Annotated in this window: 12 protein-coding genes and 2 pseudogenes; 4 read left to right on the forward strand and 10 right to left on the reverse strand. The window is 69.3% G+C overall.

Features of this window, described 5'->3' with window-relative positions; all coding sequences use genetic code 11:
• Positions 1 to 202: 202 nt before the first annotated feature.
• A complete protein-coding gene (locus tag EHO50_RS12280) occupies positions 203 to 952 on the reverse strand; it encodes an SDR family oxidoreductase (protein WP_128429925.1) in 750 nt (249 codons plus the stop codon).
• Positions 953 to 1,418: 466 nt separating this feature from the next.
• On the opposite strand from EHO50_RS12280, the pseudogene EHO50_RS44950 reads away from it, so the two are divergent.
• A pseudogene (locus EHO50_RS44950) lies at positions 1,419 to 1,612 on the forward strand (transcriptional regulator); the annotation flags it as partial.
• A 336-nt stretch (positions 1,613 to 1,948) separates the two neighbouring features.
• Here the strand turns inward: EHO50_RS44950 and EHO50_RS12290 are convergent.
• A complete protein-coding gene (locus tag EHO50_RS12290; protein ID WP_181449604.1) occupies positions 1,949 to 3,217 on the reverse strand; it encodes an MFS transporter in 1,269 nt (422 codons plus the stop codon).
• Between the two features lie 254 nt (positions 3,218 to 3,471).
• Here EHO50_RS12290 and EHO50_RS12295 point away from each other — a divergent pair.
• Positions 3,472 to 3,636, forward strand: a pseudogene (locus tag EHO50_RS12295) (IS5/IS1182 family transposase); the annotation flags it as partial.
• Between the two features lie 79 nt (positions 3,637 to 3,715).
• On the opposite strand, the gene EHO50_RS12300 reads toward EHO50_RS12295, so the two are convergent.
• Entirely contained in the window at positions 3,716 to 4,114 is a 399-nt protein-coding gene (locus EHO50_RS12300) for a hypothetical protein (RefSeq protein WP_128429926.1), read from the reverse strand.
• A 157-nt stretch (positions 4,115 to 4,271) separates the two neighbouring features.
• Between EHO50_RS12300 and EHO50_RS12305 the strand changes: the two genes are divergently transcribed.
• A complete protein-coding gene (locus tag EHO50_RS12305; protein WP_181449605.1) occupies positions 4,272 to 5,537 on the forward strand; it encodes a cytochrome P450 family protein in 1,266 nt (421 codons plus the stop codon).
• Here EHO50_RS12305 and EHO50_RS12310 read toward each other — a convergent pair whose 3' ends face one another.
• The 5 genes from EHO50_RS12310 to EHO50_RS12330 all read right to left on the reverse strand — a co-directional run bounded on the left by EHO50_RS12310 (position 5,538) and on the right by EHO50_RS12330 (position 9,642).
• Positions 5,538 to 6,845 carry a cytochrome P450 family protein gene (locus EHO50_RS12310; protein WP_128430674.1) on the reverse strand — a complete coding sequence of 436 codons (1,308 nt, stop codon included), beginning with the start codon at positions 6,843 to 6,845 and terminating at the stop codon, positions 5,538 to 5,540.
• Positions 6,846 to 6,910: 65 nt separating this feature from the next.
• Positions 6,911 to 7,513: a GTP-binding protein gene (locus tag EHO50_RS12315; RefSeq protein WP_128429928.1), complete on the reverse strand. Its 603-nt coding sequence runs from the start codon at positions 7,511 to 7,513 to the stop codon at positions 6,911 to 6,913.
• Positions 7,491 to 7,850 carry a DUF742 domain-containing protein gene (locus EHO50_RS12320; protein ID WP_128429929.1) on the reverse strand — a complete coding sequence of 120 codons (360 nt, stop codon included), beginning with the start codon at positions 7,848 to 7,850 and terminating at the stop codon, positions 7,491 to 7,493. Before EHO50_RS12320 ends, EHO50_RS12315 begins: the two co-directional genes overlap by 23 nt.
• Positions 7,847 to 8,260 (reverse strand): roadblock/LC7 domain-containing protein, encoded by a 414-nt coding sequence (locus tag EHO50_RS12325; protein ID WP_128429930.1) that lies wholly within the window; start codon positions 8,258 to 8,260, stop codon positions 7,847 to 7,849. The genes EHO50_RS12320 and EHO50_RS12325 overlap by 4 nt, the downstream gene beginning before the upstream one ends.
• Positions 8,257 to 9,642 (reverse strand): ATP-binding protein, encoded by a 1,386-nt coding sequence (locus EHO50_RS12330; RefSeq protein ID WP_128429931.1) that lies wholly within the window; start codon positions 9,640 to 9,642, stop codon positions 8,257 to 8,259. The genes EHO50_RS12325 and EHO50_RS12330 overlap by 4 nt, the downstream gene beginning before the upstream one ends.
• Before the next feature lie 284 nt (positions 9,643 to 9,926).
• Between EHO50_RS12330 and EHO50_RS12335 the strand changes: the two genes are divergently transcribed.
• Positions 9,927 to 10,883, forward strand: coding sequence for an AraC-like ligand-binding domain-containing protein (locus EHO50_RS12335; RefSeq protein WP_342786917.1), 957 nt, complete (start codon positions 9,927 to 9,929; stop codon positions 10,881 to 10,883).
• 21 nt (positions 10,884 to 10,904) lie between these two features.
• Here EHO50_RS12335 and EHO50_RS12340 read toward each other — a convergent pair whose 3' ends face one another.
• Together EHO50_RS12340 and EHO50_RS12345 are read right to left on the reverse strand one after the other, a co-directional pair.
• On the reverse strand, positions 10,905 to 13,226 hold the full coding sequence (locus tag EHO50_RS12340; RefSeq protein WP_128429932.1) for an FdhF/YdeP family oxidoreductase: 2,322 nt from the start codon (positions 13,224 to 13,226) through the stop codon (positions 10,905 to 10,907).
• A 107-nt stretch (positions 13,227 to 13,333) separates the two neighbouring features.
• Positions 13,334 to 14,482 (reverse strand): glutathione-independent formaldehyde dehydrogenase, encoded by a 1,149-nt coding sequence (locus EHO50_RS12345; protein WP_128429933.1) that lies wholly within the window; start codon positions 14,480 to 14,482, stop codon positions 13,334 to 13,336.
• Positions 14,483 to 14,664: the final 182 nt, after the last annotated feature.

Below are 14,664 nucleotides of genomic sequence, written 5' to 3' on the forward strand. Positions count from 1 at the left end.
GGCGCTCGCGTGCCCGTTGGCGCTCAGGACGGAGCCAGTCGCCCCCAGTGCGACGACCGGGGCGAAGCCGAAGGCGCTTCCTGACCGTTCCGCGTCTTTGGCCAGGACCTCCCCGAGGCGGGTCGAGCTCGCGTTCGTCCATGATGTGGCCCAACGGGACCCGCCTGCGTGCTGTTGTTCCGCGTCGGGCATTTCAGGTCGGTCAGCTGCCGCTGATCATGGCGAGGACGTCGTCGTAGGAGCCGTTGGCCACCGCGTCGCGGATGAACCTGGCGCGCTCGACGACAAGCTCCTTCCCATCGGGCTTCTCGCGCAGCAGGTCGAGGGTCTCGGTGAGGAAGTCGTCCAACGGCATGGACTGGTCGCTGTCCTGCTGACCCAGCAGCGTCGTGCGCACGCCCGGCGGGACCACCTCGATCACCTGGACCCCGGCGCCGGCACCGGCGAGCTGGATGCGCAGGCTCTCGGAGAAGGAGTGCAGCGCGGCCTTCGTCGCGCTGTAGGTCGGCGTGATCGGGAACGGTACGAACGCCAGCGCGGAGGTGACATTCATGACGACCGCGTCGTCCTTGCCCACCAGCAGCGGCAGGAAGGCATACGTCATCCGGATCGTGCCGAGCAGATTGGTCGCGACGTGATCCTCGGCGACCGGGAGTCCGGCCGGGTCGAGGAGATTCTCCAGCAGCATGATGCCCGCGTTGTTGACCAGGACGTTCAGCCCCGGGTGGCTCGCCGCCACGGTCTCACGGGCCCGGGCGATCGAGTCGGGGTCCGCGACATCGAGGACGAGCGCGTCGATGCCCGGGTGCTCGGCCGTGATCTCGTCGAGGAGTTCCTTGCGCCGGCCGGCGACGATCACCTTGTTGCCGGCCTCGTGCAGGCGCAGGGCCAGACCGAGGCCGATGCCTGAGGTGCCGCCGGTGATCAGGATCGTGTTGCCGGTCATCTTCATGGGGGTCTCGCTCCTTCGTAGCGGTGGGGCGGTGAGCGCCCGCGGCCTCGAACGTAGGGGCGCCCGCGCAGGGGCGGGAGGGGAAGGTTTGTCCATGGATCGGCGGTCTCTGCCTCGGGAAGCGGCCATGCGCAGCGGATCCGGTGTCGTGGGGGGGGTGGAGGTGGAGGTGGCGGCGATGGTGACGTCGATGCCGAGGCGGGCGGCGTCGGATGAGGCGACGTCGAGGGCAGTGACCGAGCCGCCCGGCGCATCCCTGATGCAAGGGGGACTGATGTGCCGCATGTCACCTTCAGCACTGGAAGAATTGGTCGATGGCCATCCGTTGCCGGTCTGCTCGGCCAGAGCGCGATAGGTACCTGGCATCGCGGTGGTCTCATCGGGCCGCCGAGGTCGCGGCAACGACGCCTGCGGGGGCCAGACGTACCCGCCTCGGCCATCACGGTGGGAATCAGCGAGGCGACGGCGCCTGCTGCGCAACCTCGGACTGGTCACGGGGGAACGCCGCGGACACTCAATCGTCTACGCCCTCTACGACAACCACGTCGCCGACTCGACCAGGCCCTTGACCACGTCGAACACCTGCGGCTGGGCAGCCGGGACACCCCGGCGGCCGCCCCCGCCCCGGAGCCGGTCACAGCTGGGCCTGCCGCGCGCTGACGGACCGCGCCACAGCCGCACGCATCCCCCGACCGCCGGCCCCAGCAGCCTCACCTATCGGTCCGCGGCTCCTTTCTGGTTCAGAGGATCGTGTCCTTCGCGGTCTCAGGGATCGCTGCGTCTCTTCGCGGACACTTTCGTAGAACTCGTTCTTCAGGTCGGCGTGCCGCTTCATGAGAGCCATGCGGTGGACACTGAGGCTTTCTCAGTGGCGAGATTCTTCCCATCCCGTTTGGCGCTGATCGTCGCGATGACAGCTCCGTCGCTGACTGGGAGCGACATGTCAACGAGCAGCGCCCCTGCCATCGGGCAGGACGTTGCGCGAGATGGTCTGTTTCAGGATGCCTTTTGGTCGGCGGGCTTCTCGATCTCGGTGGTCACCCGTGCCCCTCGGAAGAGCACCGGGAGCCACAGGAGACATGCCAGCAGGGGGACCGCGGCGTAGGTGGCCATGCCCACACCGGAGCCCAACCCGTCCATGAGCGCGCCGAGGACGAGATAGCCGATGCCGATGAGCGCCGACTCCACGAATGCGATCATCGACAACAGGCTCGCCCGGTGGCGCGACGGCACTGCCTCGTTGAACACGTTGTCCACGATCACGGCGGCGATCTCGGGAATCCCGGCCAGGACCAGGAACGCGGCGATGGTGACCCAGACATCGCCGAGGCCGCTCAGGCTAAGCGCCACGGCGAGCGTCAGGAGAGACACCGGGACGATGACCCGATACCCGATGCGCCGGTCCGCGCGGTCCGACAGCAAGGGAGTGAGCCCGCCGACGAAGAATCCCGCCGCTATTACCACGCTGACCAATGCGGTGCCCGCTCCCTGATCGGAGAGGGTCTTCTGCGTAAAAATGATGTACGGCGTCAAAGTCGCATGCATCAATCCGGACACCACGACAAGCGTCACGAGCGCCGGCGTGGCGACCCGAAGCATCGCCCGCCATGCTGTGGCGTCGCCGTGCTCCTCGGCTCCGTCCTGCTCGTCCACCGCGTCCGCGCCGCGGATCTCGGGCACCCCTGACATCAGCACCACCATGGCCAGGACGAGGCACGCCGCCGAACCGACGTAGACAACTCCCCAGGAAATCTGCTGCAGTTGGCCGCCGAGGACGATGGCGGCTCCCGAGGTGACCGTCCCGAGCATGGTGAACCGGGACTTGATCTTGACGTAGCCGGCCGTTGCACCACGACGCACGAGCAGGTCGTACAGCAGGGCGGTGTCCGAACCGGACACACATGCCATGCCCACGCCCTGCCCGATGAACAGCGCCAGGAACACCCAGTAGTTGGAGAACGCCACCTGACCGAGCAGACATCCAGCTATCAGCACCTGGCCGATCACGATGCTGGCACGCCTGCCGATTCGGTCGGCGATGACTCCCGTCGGCAACTCCGCAAGTCCACTGACCAGGTAGAGCAGTGTCTGCAGTAGGGCCACTTGCCCGGCGGAGAAGCCGCGCTGATAAAGGAAGAGGACGAATACGCCGCGCTGGAACAGCGTGTTGGCGAGCACGGCGTATACGTAGAACGGGCGCGTGACACTTCGTGCTGCATCGTCGACCGCAGCCGACCCGCCAAAGGCCTCCGTGGTGCCGGTCATGCTGCGGTCTCCCCCTGGTGACTCCGGTGATCATTAGTGTTGGGTCTCCGCCGCCGACCGGAACCTCCAGTAGCGTGCATCTCCTGAAAACGGTTGCGTACATCTTGGAGCCAGCGTCGGCGTGAGGTCAGGGAAATCCCAGACCTCGTCACCGAGAAATGATCTTCGTGAAGCGATGTGAACCGCTCGATTCGGGACGGGTGGCACAAGATCGTCCGCTGAACCAGAGGCTTCAGGTTGGTCACCTATGCTGCCAGGCGGTCCTCGTGCTGCGCTGGTTCCGTGGGCGGGGCTGCGTGCACTGCCTGGCCAGGGACGCCGGCATCTCCCAGGCCACCAGCTATCACTATCTGCACGAGGGCATCGACGTCCTTGCCGCCCAAGCACCCGATCTGCACGAGGAGTTGGACCGCTGCCGCGAGGAGGCATCGTCGAGCGACGGCATGCCCCCCTCGCGGATCCCACCCCGGCCGGGCTCAGGTTCGGCCGGGGCGGGTGTCAGATGGTGGGCGACTTCCCGCGGAGGAGGGCCGTGCGGAGGGCGGAGTGCAGGCGGGGTGTGTTCGTCCACTCGTGGTCGCGCGACGGGGAGACCCGCCAGTACAGACCGGGGCGCGTGACGCGGTGGAGCGGGGGGATCGCCACGTGGCAGCCCCGGCCCAGAACACGCACCTGCGGGAGCTCCCAGTCGGCGGCGGAGCCAGGAGGGATCAGCCAGTACAGGCGTCCGCCGAAACCGTCCCCGATCACGGCTCCCGTCTCGTCCCCAAGGTTGCGGAGTGCGTCGATCCCCAGATCGTGCGGTACGCGTACGGCGTCCCACCAGCCACCCGCGGCCACGATCCGCACCTCGACACTGCCCGGTTGCAGCCACCACGGGGTCCTGAAGACTGTCATCGCACTCCCCGGCTCTCCCATCCGACACCCCGGACCGTAGGGCGAAGACAGACCGCCCACTTGCGTCCACGCGCAAGGAAGTTGTCCCGGTGCGCAGTACGCGGGGACCGCTCTCACCCGGGCACGCTACGTTCAAGTAGCTTTACGGGTCGTATTGATGTGCGAGCGTCAGGAGGCTGCCGTGGGACACCCCCACCCCTTAGTGATCGACCCGACCGGCCGCGACATCCACGGCGAGGCCGCCCGGTTACGCGAACGCGGACCGGTGACCCTCGTCGAACTGCCCGACGGTGTGCGGGCCTGGGCCGTCAGCAGTCCCGACCTCCTCAAGCGCCTGCTCACCGACCCACGCGTCTCCAAGGACCCTCGCCGGCACTGGCCCCGGTGGATCAACGGCGAGATCTCCCCGGAATGGCCGCTGTTCACCTGGGTCGCGGTGCAGAACATGTTCACCGCCTACGGAGGCGAGCACAAACGGCTGCGTGCCCTGGTCTCCAAGGCGTTCACCGCACGCCGCACCATGGCGCTCCGACCCCGTGTCGAGGAGATCACCACCGCCCTGCTGGAGCGGGTCGAGATGGCCGGACGTAACCGCCAAGTCGTCGACCTGCGCGAGGCGTTCTGCTATCCGCTGCCGATCCAGGTGATCAGCGAACTCTTCGGCCTGCCCGAGGAACAGGGCGCGGAGCTTCGAGCCGTCGTGGACGGCGTCTTCCACACCTCCGCCACCCCGGAGGAAGTCACCGACATCTACGTACGGTTCTACGCGGCGATGGGCGAACTCGTCGCCCTCAAGCGGCGGTCGCCGGGCGACGACCTGACCTCGGCGCTCATCGCGGCCCGCGACGACGGCGACACCGGGCTGAGCGAGCAGGAGCTGCTCGACACCCTGGTGCTCATGGTCAGCGCCGGCCACGAGACCACGGTCAACCTGATCGACAACGCCATCCACCTCCTGCTGACCCATCCGGACCAGCTCGCCCACGTCCGCTCCGGCCGCGTCTCCTGGGAGGACGTCGTCGAGGAGGCGCTACGCGTGGAGGCGCCCGTGGCCAGCCTGCCGCTGCGGTATGCCGTCGAGGACCTCGTGATGAGCGAGTTCGGCGGCCCGGACGGGGTGGTGATCGGCAAGGGTGAGGCCATCCTCGCCGCCTACGCGGCCGCCGGACGTCACCCCGGAAAGTACGGCGAGGACGCCGACCGCTTCGACGTCGCCCGCGCCGACAAGGAGCACCTCGCCTTCGGCCACGGCGTGCACTTCTGCCTGGGCGCCCCGCTGGGACGGCTGGAGGCCCGCATCGCGCTCCAAGCGCTCTTCGACCGCTTCCCCGGACTCCGACTCGCCGTTCCTCAGGACGAGTTGGAGCCGGTCGACTCGTTCATCTCCAACGGCCACCGCTCCCTTCCGGTGCGCCTGTCCTGATCACTCGCCCCGCCACCACGCCAGCAGCCGGGCGCCCCATCCTCGCCGCCCGCGGCCGGCCTCGGGCACCGCGGACGGCCGGGGCGTCGGCTCGGTGCGCTGCACCGGCGACTCGTCGCCGACGGTGGAGGGGGTAGAGGATGTGACGGCGGTCGGCGGGAACGTCACCGGCAGCGCGGCCAGCGCGCGGTGGAAGGGGCCCGGCCGCCAGGCCAATTCCTCCACGGGTACGGCGAGTTCGACGTCCGGAAGGCGGTCGAGCAGCTTCTCCACCGCGACCGCCGCGATCAGCCGGGCCGGACCCTGCGCCGGGCAGTTGTGCGGACCCGCGCTCCACGCCAGGTGGGCGCGGTTGCCCGCGCGCTGATCCGACGTCAGGGACGGGTCGGTGTTCGCCGCGGCGAGACTGACCACGAGCGGATGCCCCGCCCGCAGCAGCACCCCTTCGTACACGACGTCATGGATCGGGTAGTGCACGGCGTAGTTGGCGATGGGCGGGTCGGTCCACAACACCTCGTCGAGGGCGTCCTCCACCGGCAGGCTGCCGCCCGAGAGACTGCCCGCGAACCGGTCGTCGGACAGCAGCAGCCGCAGGCCGTTGGCGATCAGGTTCTGCTGGGGCTCGGTACCCGCGCCCATGAGCAGGACGAGGGTGTGCACCATCTCCTCGTCCGTGAGCTCGGCGGGATGGGCCATGAGCCAGGACGTCACATCCGGCCCGGGCCGCCGGCGCTTCAGCGTGACGAGGTCCAGCAGCGTCGTCGCGAGCAGTTCGTTCGCCTTCTCGGCGTCCACTCCGTCGAAGATCCCGGACATCCCCTGCACCAGCCGCTCTCCGGAGTCGGCCGGGCAGCCGAACAGGCGGTTGAACACCAGCAGGGGAAGCACCTGGGCGTACTCGTCGAGCAGATCGGCCCGCCCGGCCGGGGCGATGCGGTCGATGAGTGTGTCCGCGCTCGCCTCGACGTAGGAGCGCAGGGTGGCAGGGGCCACCCTGGCCACGCTGTCGGTGATCGCGCCGCGCAGCCTGCGGTGTCCCGCGCCGTCGGCCCACAGCGCGTTCGGCCGGTACATCATCATCGGCACGACCGGGCTGTCCGGGGGGACGGTGCCGTCCGCGAGGTCCTTCCAGCGGCGGGCGTCCTTGGAGAACGTCTCGGTGCTGCGCAGCACATGCAGGGCGGCGTCGTATCCGACGACGAGCGAGGCGCGCACGCCGGGCGCCAGTTCGACCGGTGCGATCGGGCCGACCTCGCGCAGCCGCCGATAGACGGCTGCCGGGTCGGTGGCGAACTCGGGCCCGTGCAGGGACTCGTGCGCAGGGTGCGCGGTGTGCGCAGGGCAGCCCGGCGGCGGGTAGGGCGGTACGGAGGTCACGCATGCTCCAGGTGGCCGGTGCGGGTGAGGAGGTACTCGACGAGACGGATGAGTGCCCGCGTGGCCGAGACACGGTCGCGGGCGTCGCAGCGGACGAGGGGAGTTTCAGGCAGCAGGTCGAGGGCCTCGCGCACCTCGTCGAGCTCGTACGCGGGGGCGTCGTGGAACTGGTTCAGGGCGACCGCGTACGGCAGTCCGTGCTCCTCCAGTACGCCCATGACCTCGAACGACTGGCTGAGGCGGCGGCTGTCGGCGAGGACGAGCGCGCCGAGCGCGCCCCGGGTCATGTCCTGCCACAGCCGGGTGAAGCGCTGCTGACCCGGGGTGCCGAAGAGGTAGAGCACCAGGCGGTCGTTGAGGGTGAGCCGGCCGAAGTCGAGGGCGACCGTGGTGGTCGTCTTGTCCCGCATGCCCGCCAGGTCGTCGACGAGGGCGCCGGCCTCGGTCATGACCTCCTCTGTGCACAGGGGCCGGATCTCGGAGAGCGTGCCGACGAACGTGGTCTTGCCGACCGCGAAGTGGCCCACGATCAGCAGCTTGACCGCCGTCTGCACGCTGGGCCGCAGGTAGACGTCGTCAGAGGCGGGCGCGGAGTCCATCGAGCACCTCCTGGAGGATTTTGGCGTCGGTCGGCCGGGCGGCGGGGATCGGGGCGCGGGTGACGATGTGGCCGCTGTCCATGAGATCGGCGATCAGCACTTTGGCCACGCCGACCGGCAGCGACAGGTGGCCGGCCACCTCGGCGACCGACAGGGCTCCGGGCCGGCACAGCTCCATGAGCCTGCGCTTTTCCGGATTGAGTCCGGTCAGCGGCAGATCGTCGGTGGCGATCAGCAGCGTGACCAGGTCCAGGGTGTTGCGGGTCGGGTGGGCGCGGCCGTCCGTGACGACGTACGACCGCACCAGCCTGTCTGCGGGGCGGCGCCGGGGTGTCATGCCGGGCTGCCGGTGTCCTGCCGGGCGGGGCTGGTCAGCTCCTTGCCGAGCCGGTCGACGAGTTTGTGCATGCGGTAGGTGACCGCCTCCATGTCGATGTCCCCGCCGGTGGAGACGGCGAGGTAGGCGCCCTCGCCGGCGGCGACCAGAAAGACGTAGCCGTGCGCAAACTCGATCATGGTCTGCCGCCACGGGGTGTGCGCGGAGCCGCAGAACTCGGCCGTGCTGCGGCTGATCGACTGGACGCCGGACAGACCCGCGGCCAGCCGTTCGGCGTCGTCGCGGTCGATGTCCTTGGAGAAGGCGCGGAGCATGCCGTCGGCGGAGAGCAGGATCGCGTGCCGCGCATGCGGAACCTTCAGCACCTCGTCCAGCATCCAGCCCAAGGTGTTGTTGGTGGGCCCGGTCATTCGTGGCTGTTCCCTTCGTCGTCGTGGAGCGTGTGCCGGGCGTCCCTGCCGGAGCGGGTGCCGCGTGCGAAGGCGCCCATGCGCCGGGCGTTCTCCTCGGCCGAGCGGCCCCCGACCTCTTCGGCCGGTGCGGGCTGCGGGGCCGGTTGCCGTGGGGAGCGGCGACGGCGCCTGGGCAGGCCGCCCGGCGTCGTCGCCTCCGCGGGTTCGGGTGCGGGTGCGGGATCGGGGGCGGGTGAGGCATGGGGATCGGGGGCGGGGGCGGCCGGATCGGCGGTGGGGGCCGTGTCGGTCGAGTGCGTATGCGCAGGGGGGTGCGCGGGCGCGACGGCGGGCGTGGGCGCGGGCCGTTCGGCAGGTGGCACGGGCGCCTGGACGTCGGCGTCCAGGTGCGTGAGCAGGGCGGCCGGCAGGAACACCACCGCGCGTACACCGCCGTACGGGGAGAGCGTGTCCACGGAGACGCTGAATCCGTAGCGCTCGGTGAGCGCCCCGATGACGGCGAAGCCGAAGCGGGGCGGGTCGCCGAGCCGGACGATGTCCACGTCGTGTGTGCGGGCGAGCAGTTCGGCGGCGTGCTCGGCCGCCTGGCCGTCCATGCCGACCCCGGCGTCGTCGATCACCACGCAGGCGCCGTTGTGCACCGTCTGGACGGTGACCTCGACGGTCGTGCCCGGCTGCGAGTGGCGCGCCGCGTTGTCGAGCAGTTCGGCGACCGCCAGTACCACCGGTTCGACGGCTCGGCTGCGCACGGCGATGTCGACCTCGCCGTTGATACGGATGCGCCGGTAGTCGCGGATACGGGAGGTGGCGCCGCGTACGACCTCCACGAGCGCGGAGGTGGCACGCTGACGGCCCGGCCACGAGCCGCACAGCACGGCGATGACCTGGGCACGGCGGCCGAACTGGGCGTTGGCGTGGTCGATTTCGAGCAGATCGCTCAGCACGCCGGGGTTGTCGTGCCGATCCTGCATCTCGGAGATGGACACCTGTTGTTCGTTGGCCAAGGCCTGGAGGGAGCGCATCGACGCCTTCAAGGCGGCCTTCGCCGACTGGTCGGCGCTCGTCCGGGCGTGCTCGACCGCACCGGCGAATCGCTCCACGACACCGTCGAGGTATTTCGCGAACTCCGTGTCGGCGAGCCGGGTGTCGAGCAGACCGACGGCCGGTACCTGCTGGTGGGGCGCGTCCTCCAGGGCCGGCAGCCGGGCCGAGACGAGGTGGCGCAGTTCCTCGTCCCGTGCCCGAAGGCCGTCCCCCAGTTCGGCGTTCCGTCTGCGCTGCCGTGCGGTGATGCCGCGTTCGCGCACCAGCAGCACGGCGACGGCGAACAGGCCCACGGTCAGGCACCAGAACACCGCCTCCGGTATCTGTTCCGTCATCAAGTCCTCACAGCGGGTGGCGGTCGACGAGCGCACGACGGTAGTTGCGCGTCCGCATCCGCACTTGTCCGTGCGCGCATGGAAGTTGCCGCGGGACGCACGAGCGTTCGTGGGACGTGCCGATCGCGACCGGCTCGGCTCCGGCGTAGGCCAATCAGGCCGATACGAGTTCCGGAAACCGATTGCTGGTCCCTAGGCTGCGCCCCGAACAACTGTCCTCGAACACAGGGGCGTTCGGGGCCGCTCTCGAGGCCGTCGGGAGACGGCGCAGCAAAGGGGATGCGTTGCCCACGGGAAGCTACGTCGTGGAGACGACGAGGACCGCCGAGGTCGGAGCCCGCGAGCAGACCGATCTGTGGAGTGAGCGCGTCGCGGCGTACCAGACCAGGATGGACTACAAGTACGCCCGCGCCGAGGGTTTCCGCGGCGAGATGATCCGGCAGGGCAGCGACAGCTACCAGCTCGTCACCTGGTACAGCGACCAGATCGAGTACGCCCGCACACCGGGCCTGATCCGTCAGATGCCCGAACCCGACTACCGGCTCCTCTTCCCCCTCGCAGGCGAACTGCTCCTGCGACAGGACGACCAGGAGGTGCGGCTGACGCCGGGCACGGGCAGCCTGATCACACTTGATGCGCCCTTCGAGATCCTGCACGGCGCGTCCCTGCGCGGTGTCATCATGTCGATCCCGGCCCAGGAGATCGACGGCCCGCTGAACCGGAATGCGCCGCTGGCCACCGGGCTCGATCTGACCAAGGGGCTGGGCCGTGTGGTGCACTCCATGGTGCGCGGCCTGAACGACGAGCGTGGCCATCTCACCACCCCGCAGTTCGACGCCGTCTGCGACCGCGTCGTCGAGCTGCTGTGCATGCTCGCCTGCGGGGACGACCGTCCCGACGTCCCGGGGCAGCTGACCGAGGTGGAGGCGGTGGTCCGTCGCCATGTGCGCGAGCACGCGGCCGACCCCGGCCTGTCCGGCGCCTCCATGGCCCGTGCCCTCGGCTGGTCCCTCCGCCAGATCCAGCTCGCGCTCCAACAGGTGGGCACCACGCCTCGCGACCTGATCCGCGAGGAGCGCCTGCGTCTGGTCCGCGAGCGTCTCCTGCGCGCCGACTGCGCGCACATGACGATCACGGACCTGACGTACGCCTCGGGCTTCTCCTCGGCGAGTGCGATGAGCACGGCCTTCCGTCGGCGCTTCGGGGTGAGCCCCCGGGAGATGCGTTCCAAGGCCCGCTGATCCGTTGCACCAAATGTCGGCTCAGCCGTTGGAAGGTTCGATGCGGATCACGATGGATTTGGTCGCGGGGGTGTTGCTGGTCTCGGCCGTGGAGTCCAGTGCGACCAGCACGTTCGTCTCCGGGTAGTAGGCGGCGGCGCAGCCACGTGGTGTCGGATAGCGGACGGCGCGGAAGCCGGGGGCGCGGCGTTCGCCGTCCGGGTTGACGCTGATCAGATCCACCAGATCGCCATCGTTCAGGTGGAGGTCGCGGAGGTCGTCCCGGTTGAGGAGGACGACCCGCCGTCCGCCCTTGATGCCGCGGTAGCGGTCGTCGAGGCCGTAGACGGTGGTGTTGAACTGGTCGTGCGACCGTACCGTCGTCAGCAGCAGGTGTCCCGGCGGGACTTCAGGCGCGGTCGGTGGGTTGACGGTGAAGCGTGCCTTGCCGGCCGGTGTGGGGAAGGTGCGGGAGTCGCGCGGTGCCCGGGGGAGCATGAAGCCGCCGGGCTGCCTCAGGCGCTGCTCGAAGGCGTGGAATCCGGGGACGACGTGCTCGATGTGGCGGCGGATCGCGGCGTAGTCGTCACGCATCTCGCGCCAGCCGAGGTCGGCGCCGAAGAGCGCGTGCGCGAGGTCGGCGATGATCGCGACCTCGCTGCGCAGGTGCGGTGATCCGGGAAGCAGCCGTCCGCGTGACACGTGCACCATGGCCATCGTGTCCTCGACGGTGACGAGCTGCTCGCCGGAGGCCTGCAGGTCGCGTTCGGTGCGGCCGAGACAGGGCAGGACGAGTGCCTCGGTTCCGTGGCACAGATGGGTCCGGTTCAGTTTGGTCGCGACATGGACGGTGAGGGCGCAGTTGGCCAGTGCGGCCTCGGTGACCTCCGTGTCGGGCGTGGCCGAGGCGAAGTTGCCGCCGAGGCCGATGAACACGTCGACCTTGCCGTCGCGCATGGCCTTGATCGAGTCGACGGTGTCCAGACCGTGGGCACGGGACGGTTCGAACCCGAACTCGTCGCGGAGCTTGTCCAGGAACGTGTCGGGCATCTTCTCCCAGATGCCCATGGTGCGGTCGCCCTGGACGTTGCTGTGCCCGCGGATCGGGGCGGGCCCGGCACCGGGGCGTCCGATGTTTCCGCGCAGCAGAAGGAAGTTGACGATCTCTCGGATGGTGGCCACCGCGTTGCGGTGCTGGGTGAGCCCCATCGCCCAGCAGACGACGACACTGTCCGCGGCGAGCACGTCGGCCGCGAGGTCCTCGATCAGGCGGCGGGACAGACCGGCCGTCGCCTCGATCCGCGAGCGGTCCAGGGCACGCCATGCGGCTGCCGCCGCCTCGAAGCCGTCGCAGTAGCGGTCGATGAAGTCGTGGTCCAGGACGGAGCCCGGCTGGGCGTCCTCCCGGTCGATCAGCGCCCGGTTCAGGCCCGCGAACAGGGCCAGATCACCGTTGACGCGGACCGGGAGCCAGCGGTCGGTGAGCTGCGTACCCGAACCGATCAGGCCGTGCGCGGTCTGCGGGTTGCGGAAGCGGCCGAAGCCGGCCTCGGGGAGCGGGTTGACGGCGATGATACGGGCGCCGCGCCGCTTGGCTTGTTCGAGCGCGGTGAGCATACGGGGGTGGCAGGTGCCGGGGTTCTGCCCCACGACGATGATCAAGTCCGCGTGATCGGTGATGTCGGAATAGGTGATGAGGCCCTTTCCGACACCGATGGTCTCGGTCAGGGCCGCGCCACTCGACTCGTGGCACATGTTCGAGCAGTCCGGCAGGTTGTTCGTGCCGAGTCTGCGCGCCAGCAGCTGGTAGAGGAAGGCGGCCTCGTTGCTCGTACGGCCGCTGGTGTAGAAGACGGCACGGTTCGGATCGGCGAGGCCGCGCAGGCGGTCGGCGGTGAGCGCGAGCGCGTCCTCCCACGAGATGGGCTCGTAGTGCGTCGCGCCGGGGGCGAGATGCATCGGCCGGGCCAGCCGGCCCTGCGACTCCAGCCAGTGACCGTCCCGCTCCCGCAGGGCGGCGACGGAGTACCGGGCGAAGAACGCCGCGTCGACGCGTTTGCGCGTGGCCTCCCAGGCGACGGCCTTCGCGCCGTTCTCGCAGAACTCCGCGATCTTCCGGTGGTCGGGATCGGGGTCGCCCCATGCGCAGCTCGGACAGTCGAAACCGTCGACCTGGTTCAGCGCCAAGAGCGTCTGCAGACTCCGCTTCGGCCCCATTTCGGCCAGGGAATACCGCGCGGATTCGGTGATGCCGTGAACTCCGACGCTGGACTTCCTGGGGCCGGACGATGACGGATCCGATGCGGACGGAGACCCGCCCGCCGACGCGTGTGTACCCGTCGGGTCGATCGGTTGCTCAGCCATGACTGCCTCTTCTACCAAGGCCGCTCACGGCGGGTCGGCTGCCGGGCTTGGCTTCCCGCAGCCGACCCGCCGCCCTGGACGGACGGTGTGGCGTCCCGTCCGGCCCTCTACGCCGCGAGCGCGTGACCGGGATGCAGGACGACCTTGGTGTAGCCCTCGATCCGCTGGTCGAACTTCTTGTACGCGTTCGGCGCCTCCTCCAGCGGAAGTTCGTGGGAGACCACGAAGCTGGGCTTGGCGCGCCCCGCGATGATGAGGTCACGCAGCTGGCGGTTGTACTGCTTGACGTTGCACTGACCGGTGCCCATCCGCTGGCCCTTCTCGAACATCCTGCCGATGGAGACCAACAGTTGACCGTGCTTGGCGTTCTCGTCGGGTCCGCCCGGGTCGGACGGCACGTACAGGCCCGGTACGCCCAGCAAGCCTGTCGGCCGCACCGTCTCGACGAGGGTGTTGAGGACGACTGCGGGTTCCTCGTGGCTCGCGTCGTGCGCCTGGGCCTGGTAGCCGACGGCGTCGACGCCCTTGTCGGTTCCCTCGCCGCCGGTCTGTTCCTTGATCTGCGTGGCCGGGTCGCCCTTGGTGAAGTCGATCGGTATGGCTCCGATCTCCTCTGCCTTGGCGAGCCGCTCGGGCACCCGGTCCACGGAGAACACCTTCGACGCACCGCGCAACAGCGCGGAATACGCGGCCATCAGCCCGACCGGACCGGCACCGAAGACGGCCACGCTCTCGCCGGGGGACACCTGGGCGAGCTCGCATCCGTGGTAGCCGGTCGGGAAGATGTCGGCGAGCAACACGAAGTCGGTCTCGAAGTTGTTCGTCGGCAGCTTCAGGCAGTTGAAATCGGCGAAGGGCACCCGCAGCAGCTCTGCCTGCCCGCCCGTGTACGGCCCCATGGCCACGTAGCCATAGGCCCCACCAGCGAAGCCCGGATTTACCGTCAGGCAGAAGCCGGTCTTCCCGGCAAGGCAGTTCTTGCAGAATCCGCAGGCGACGTTGAATGGCATGACGACGCGGTCACCCTTGGACAGAGAGGTCACACCCGCGCCGGCTTCCTCGACGATGCCCATGTTCTCGTGTCCGAAGACGATGCCCGACTCGGCCGCCGTGCGGCCCTCGTACATGTGCAGGTCGGATCCGCAGATGGCGGTCGATGTGACCCGTACCAGCACGTCGTTCGGGTGCTGGATCTGAGGATCGTCGACATCTCTGACGGCCACGCTGAAGGGCTTCTCGTAGACAACGGCTTTCACCTGGATCACCTCCGCGTCGAGCGCCGGGTGACGACGGCGGGCCGCCCTGATCGAGGCCCTGGCCCGGAGAACAGGTAACGAGACCGAGCCTTCGGTCCGTGTCGTAGCCCCAGGCGCCCTTGCTCCCCCTCTGGACACTTCCAGAAAACGCCCGTCACGCACGCGCTGCAACCCCCGCCGGC

Origin of the sequence: Streptomyces cyaneus (assembly GCF_004028635.1) — a bacterium.
Classification (GTDB): domain Bacteria; phylum Actinomycetota; class Actinomycetes; order Streptomycetales; family Streptomycetaceae; genus Streptomyces; species Streptomyces cyaneus.

What these genes read in the sequence shown, in the direction of transcription:
- EHO50_RS12280 (WP_128429925.1), bottom strand. Translation starts at nt 952, where the DNA reads ATGAAGATGACCGGCAACACGATCCTGATCACCGGCGGCACCTCAGGC.
- EHO50_RS12290 (WP_181449604.1), bottom strand. Translation starts at nt 3,217, where the DNA reads ATGACCGGCACCACGGAGGCCTTTGGCGGGTCGGCTGCGGTCGACGAT.
- EHO50_RS12300 (WP_128429926.1), bottom strand. Translation starts at nt 4,114, where the DNA reads ATGACAGTCTTCAGGACCCCGTGGTGGCTGCAACCGGGCAGTGTCGAG.
- EHO50_RS12305 (WP_181449605.1), top strand. Translation starts at nt 4,272, where the DNA reads ATGTGCGAGCGTCAGGAGGCTGCCGTGGGACACCCCCACCCCTTAGTG.
- EHO50_RS12315 (WP_128429928.1), bottom strand. Translation starts at nt 7,513, where the DNA reads ATGGACTCCGCGCCCGCCTCTGACGACGTCTACCTGCGGCCCAGCGTG.
- EHO50_RS12320 (WP_128429929.1), bottom strand. Translation starts at nt 7,850, where the DNA reads ATGACACCCCGGCGCCGCCCCGCAGACAGGCTGGTGCGGTCGTACGTC.
- EHO50_RS12325 (WP_128429930.1), bottom strand. Translation starts at nt 8,260, where the DNA reads ATGACCGGGCCCACCAACAACACCTTGGGCTGGATGCTGGACGAGGTG.
- EHO50_RS12330 (WP_128429931.1), bottom strand. Translation starts at nt 9,642, where the DNA reads ATGACGGAACAGATACCGGAGGCGGTGTTCTGGTGCCTGACCGTGGGC.
- EHO50_RS12340 (WP_128429932.1), bottom strand. Translation starts at nt 13,226, where the DNA reads ATGGCTGAGCAACCGATCGACCCGACGGGTACACACGCGTCGGCGGGC.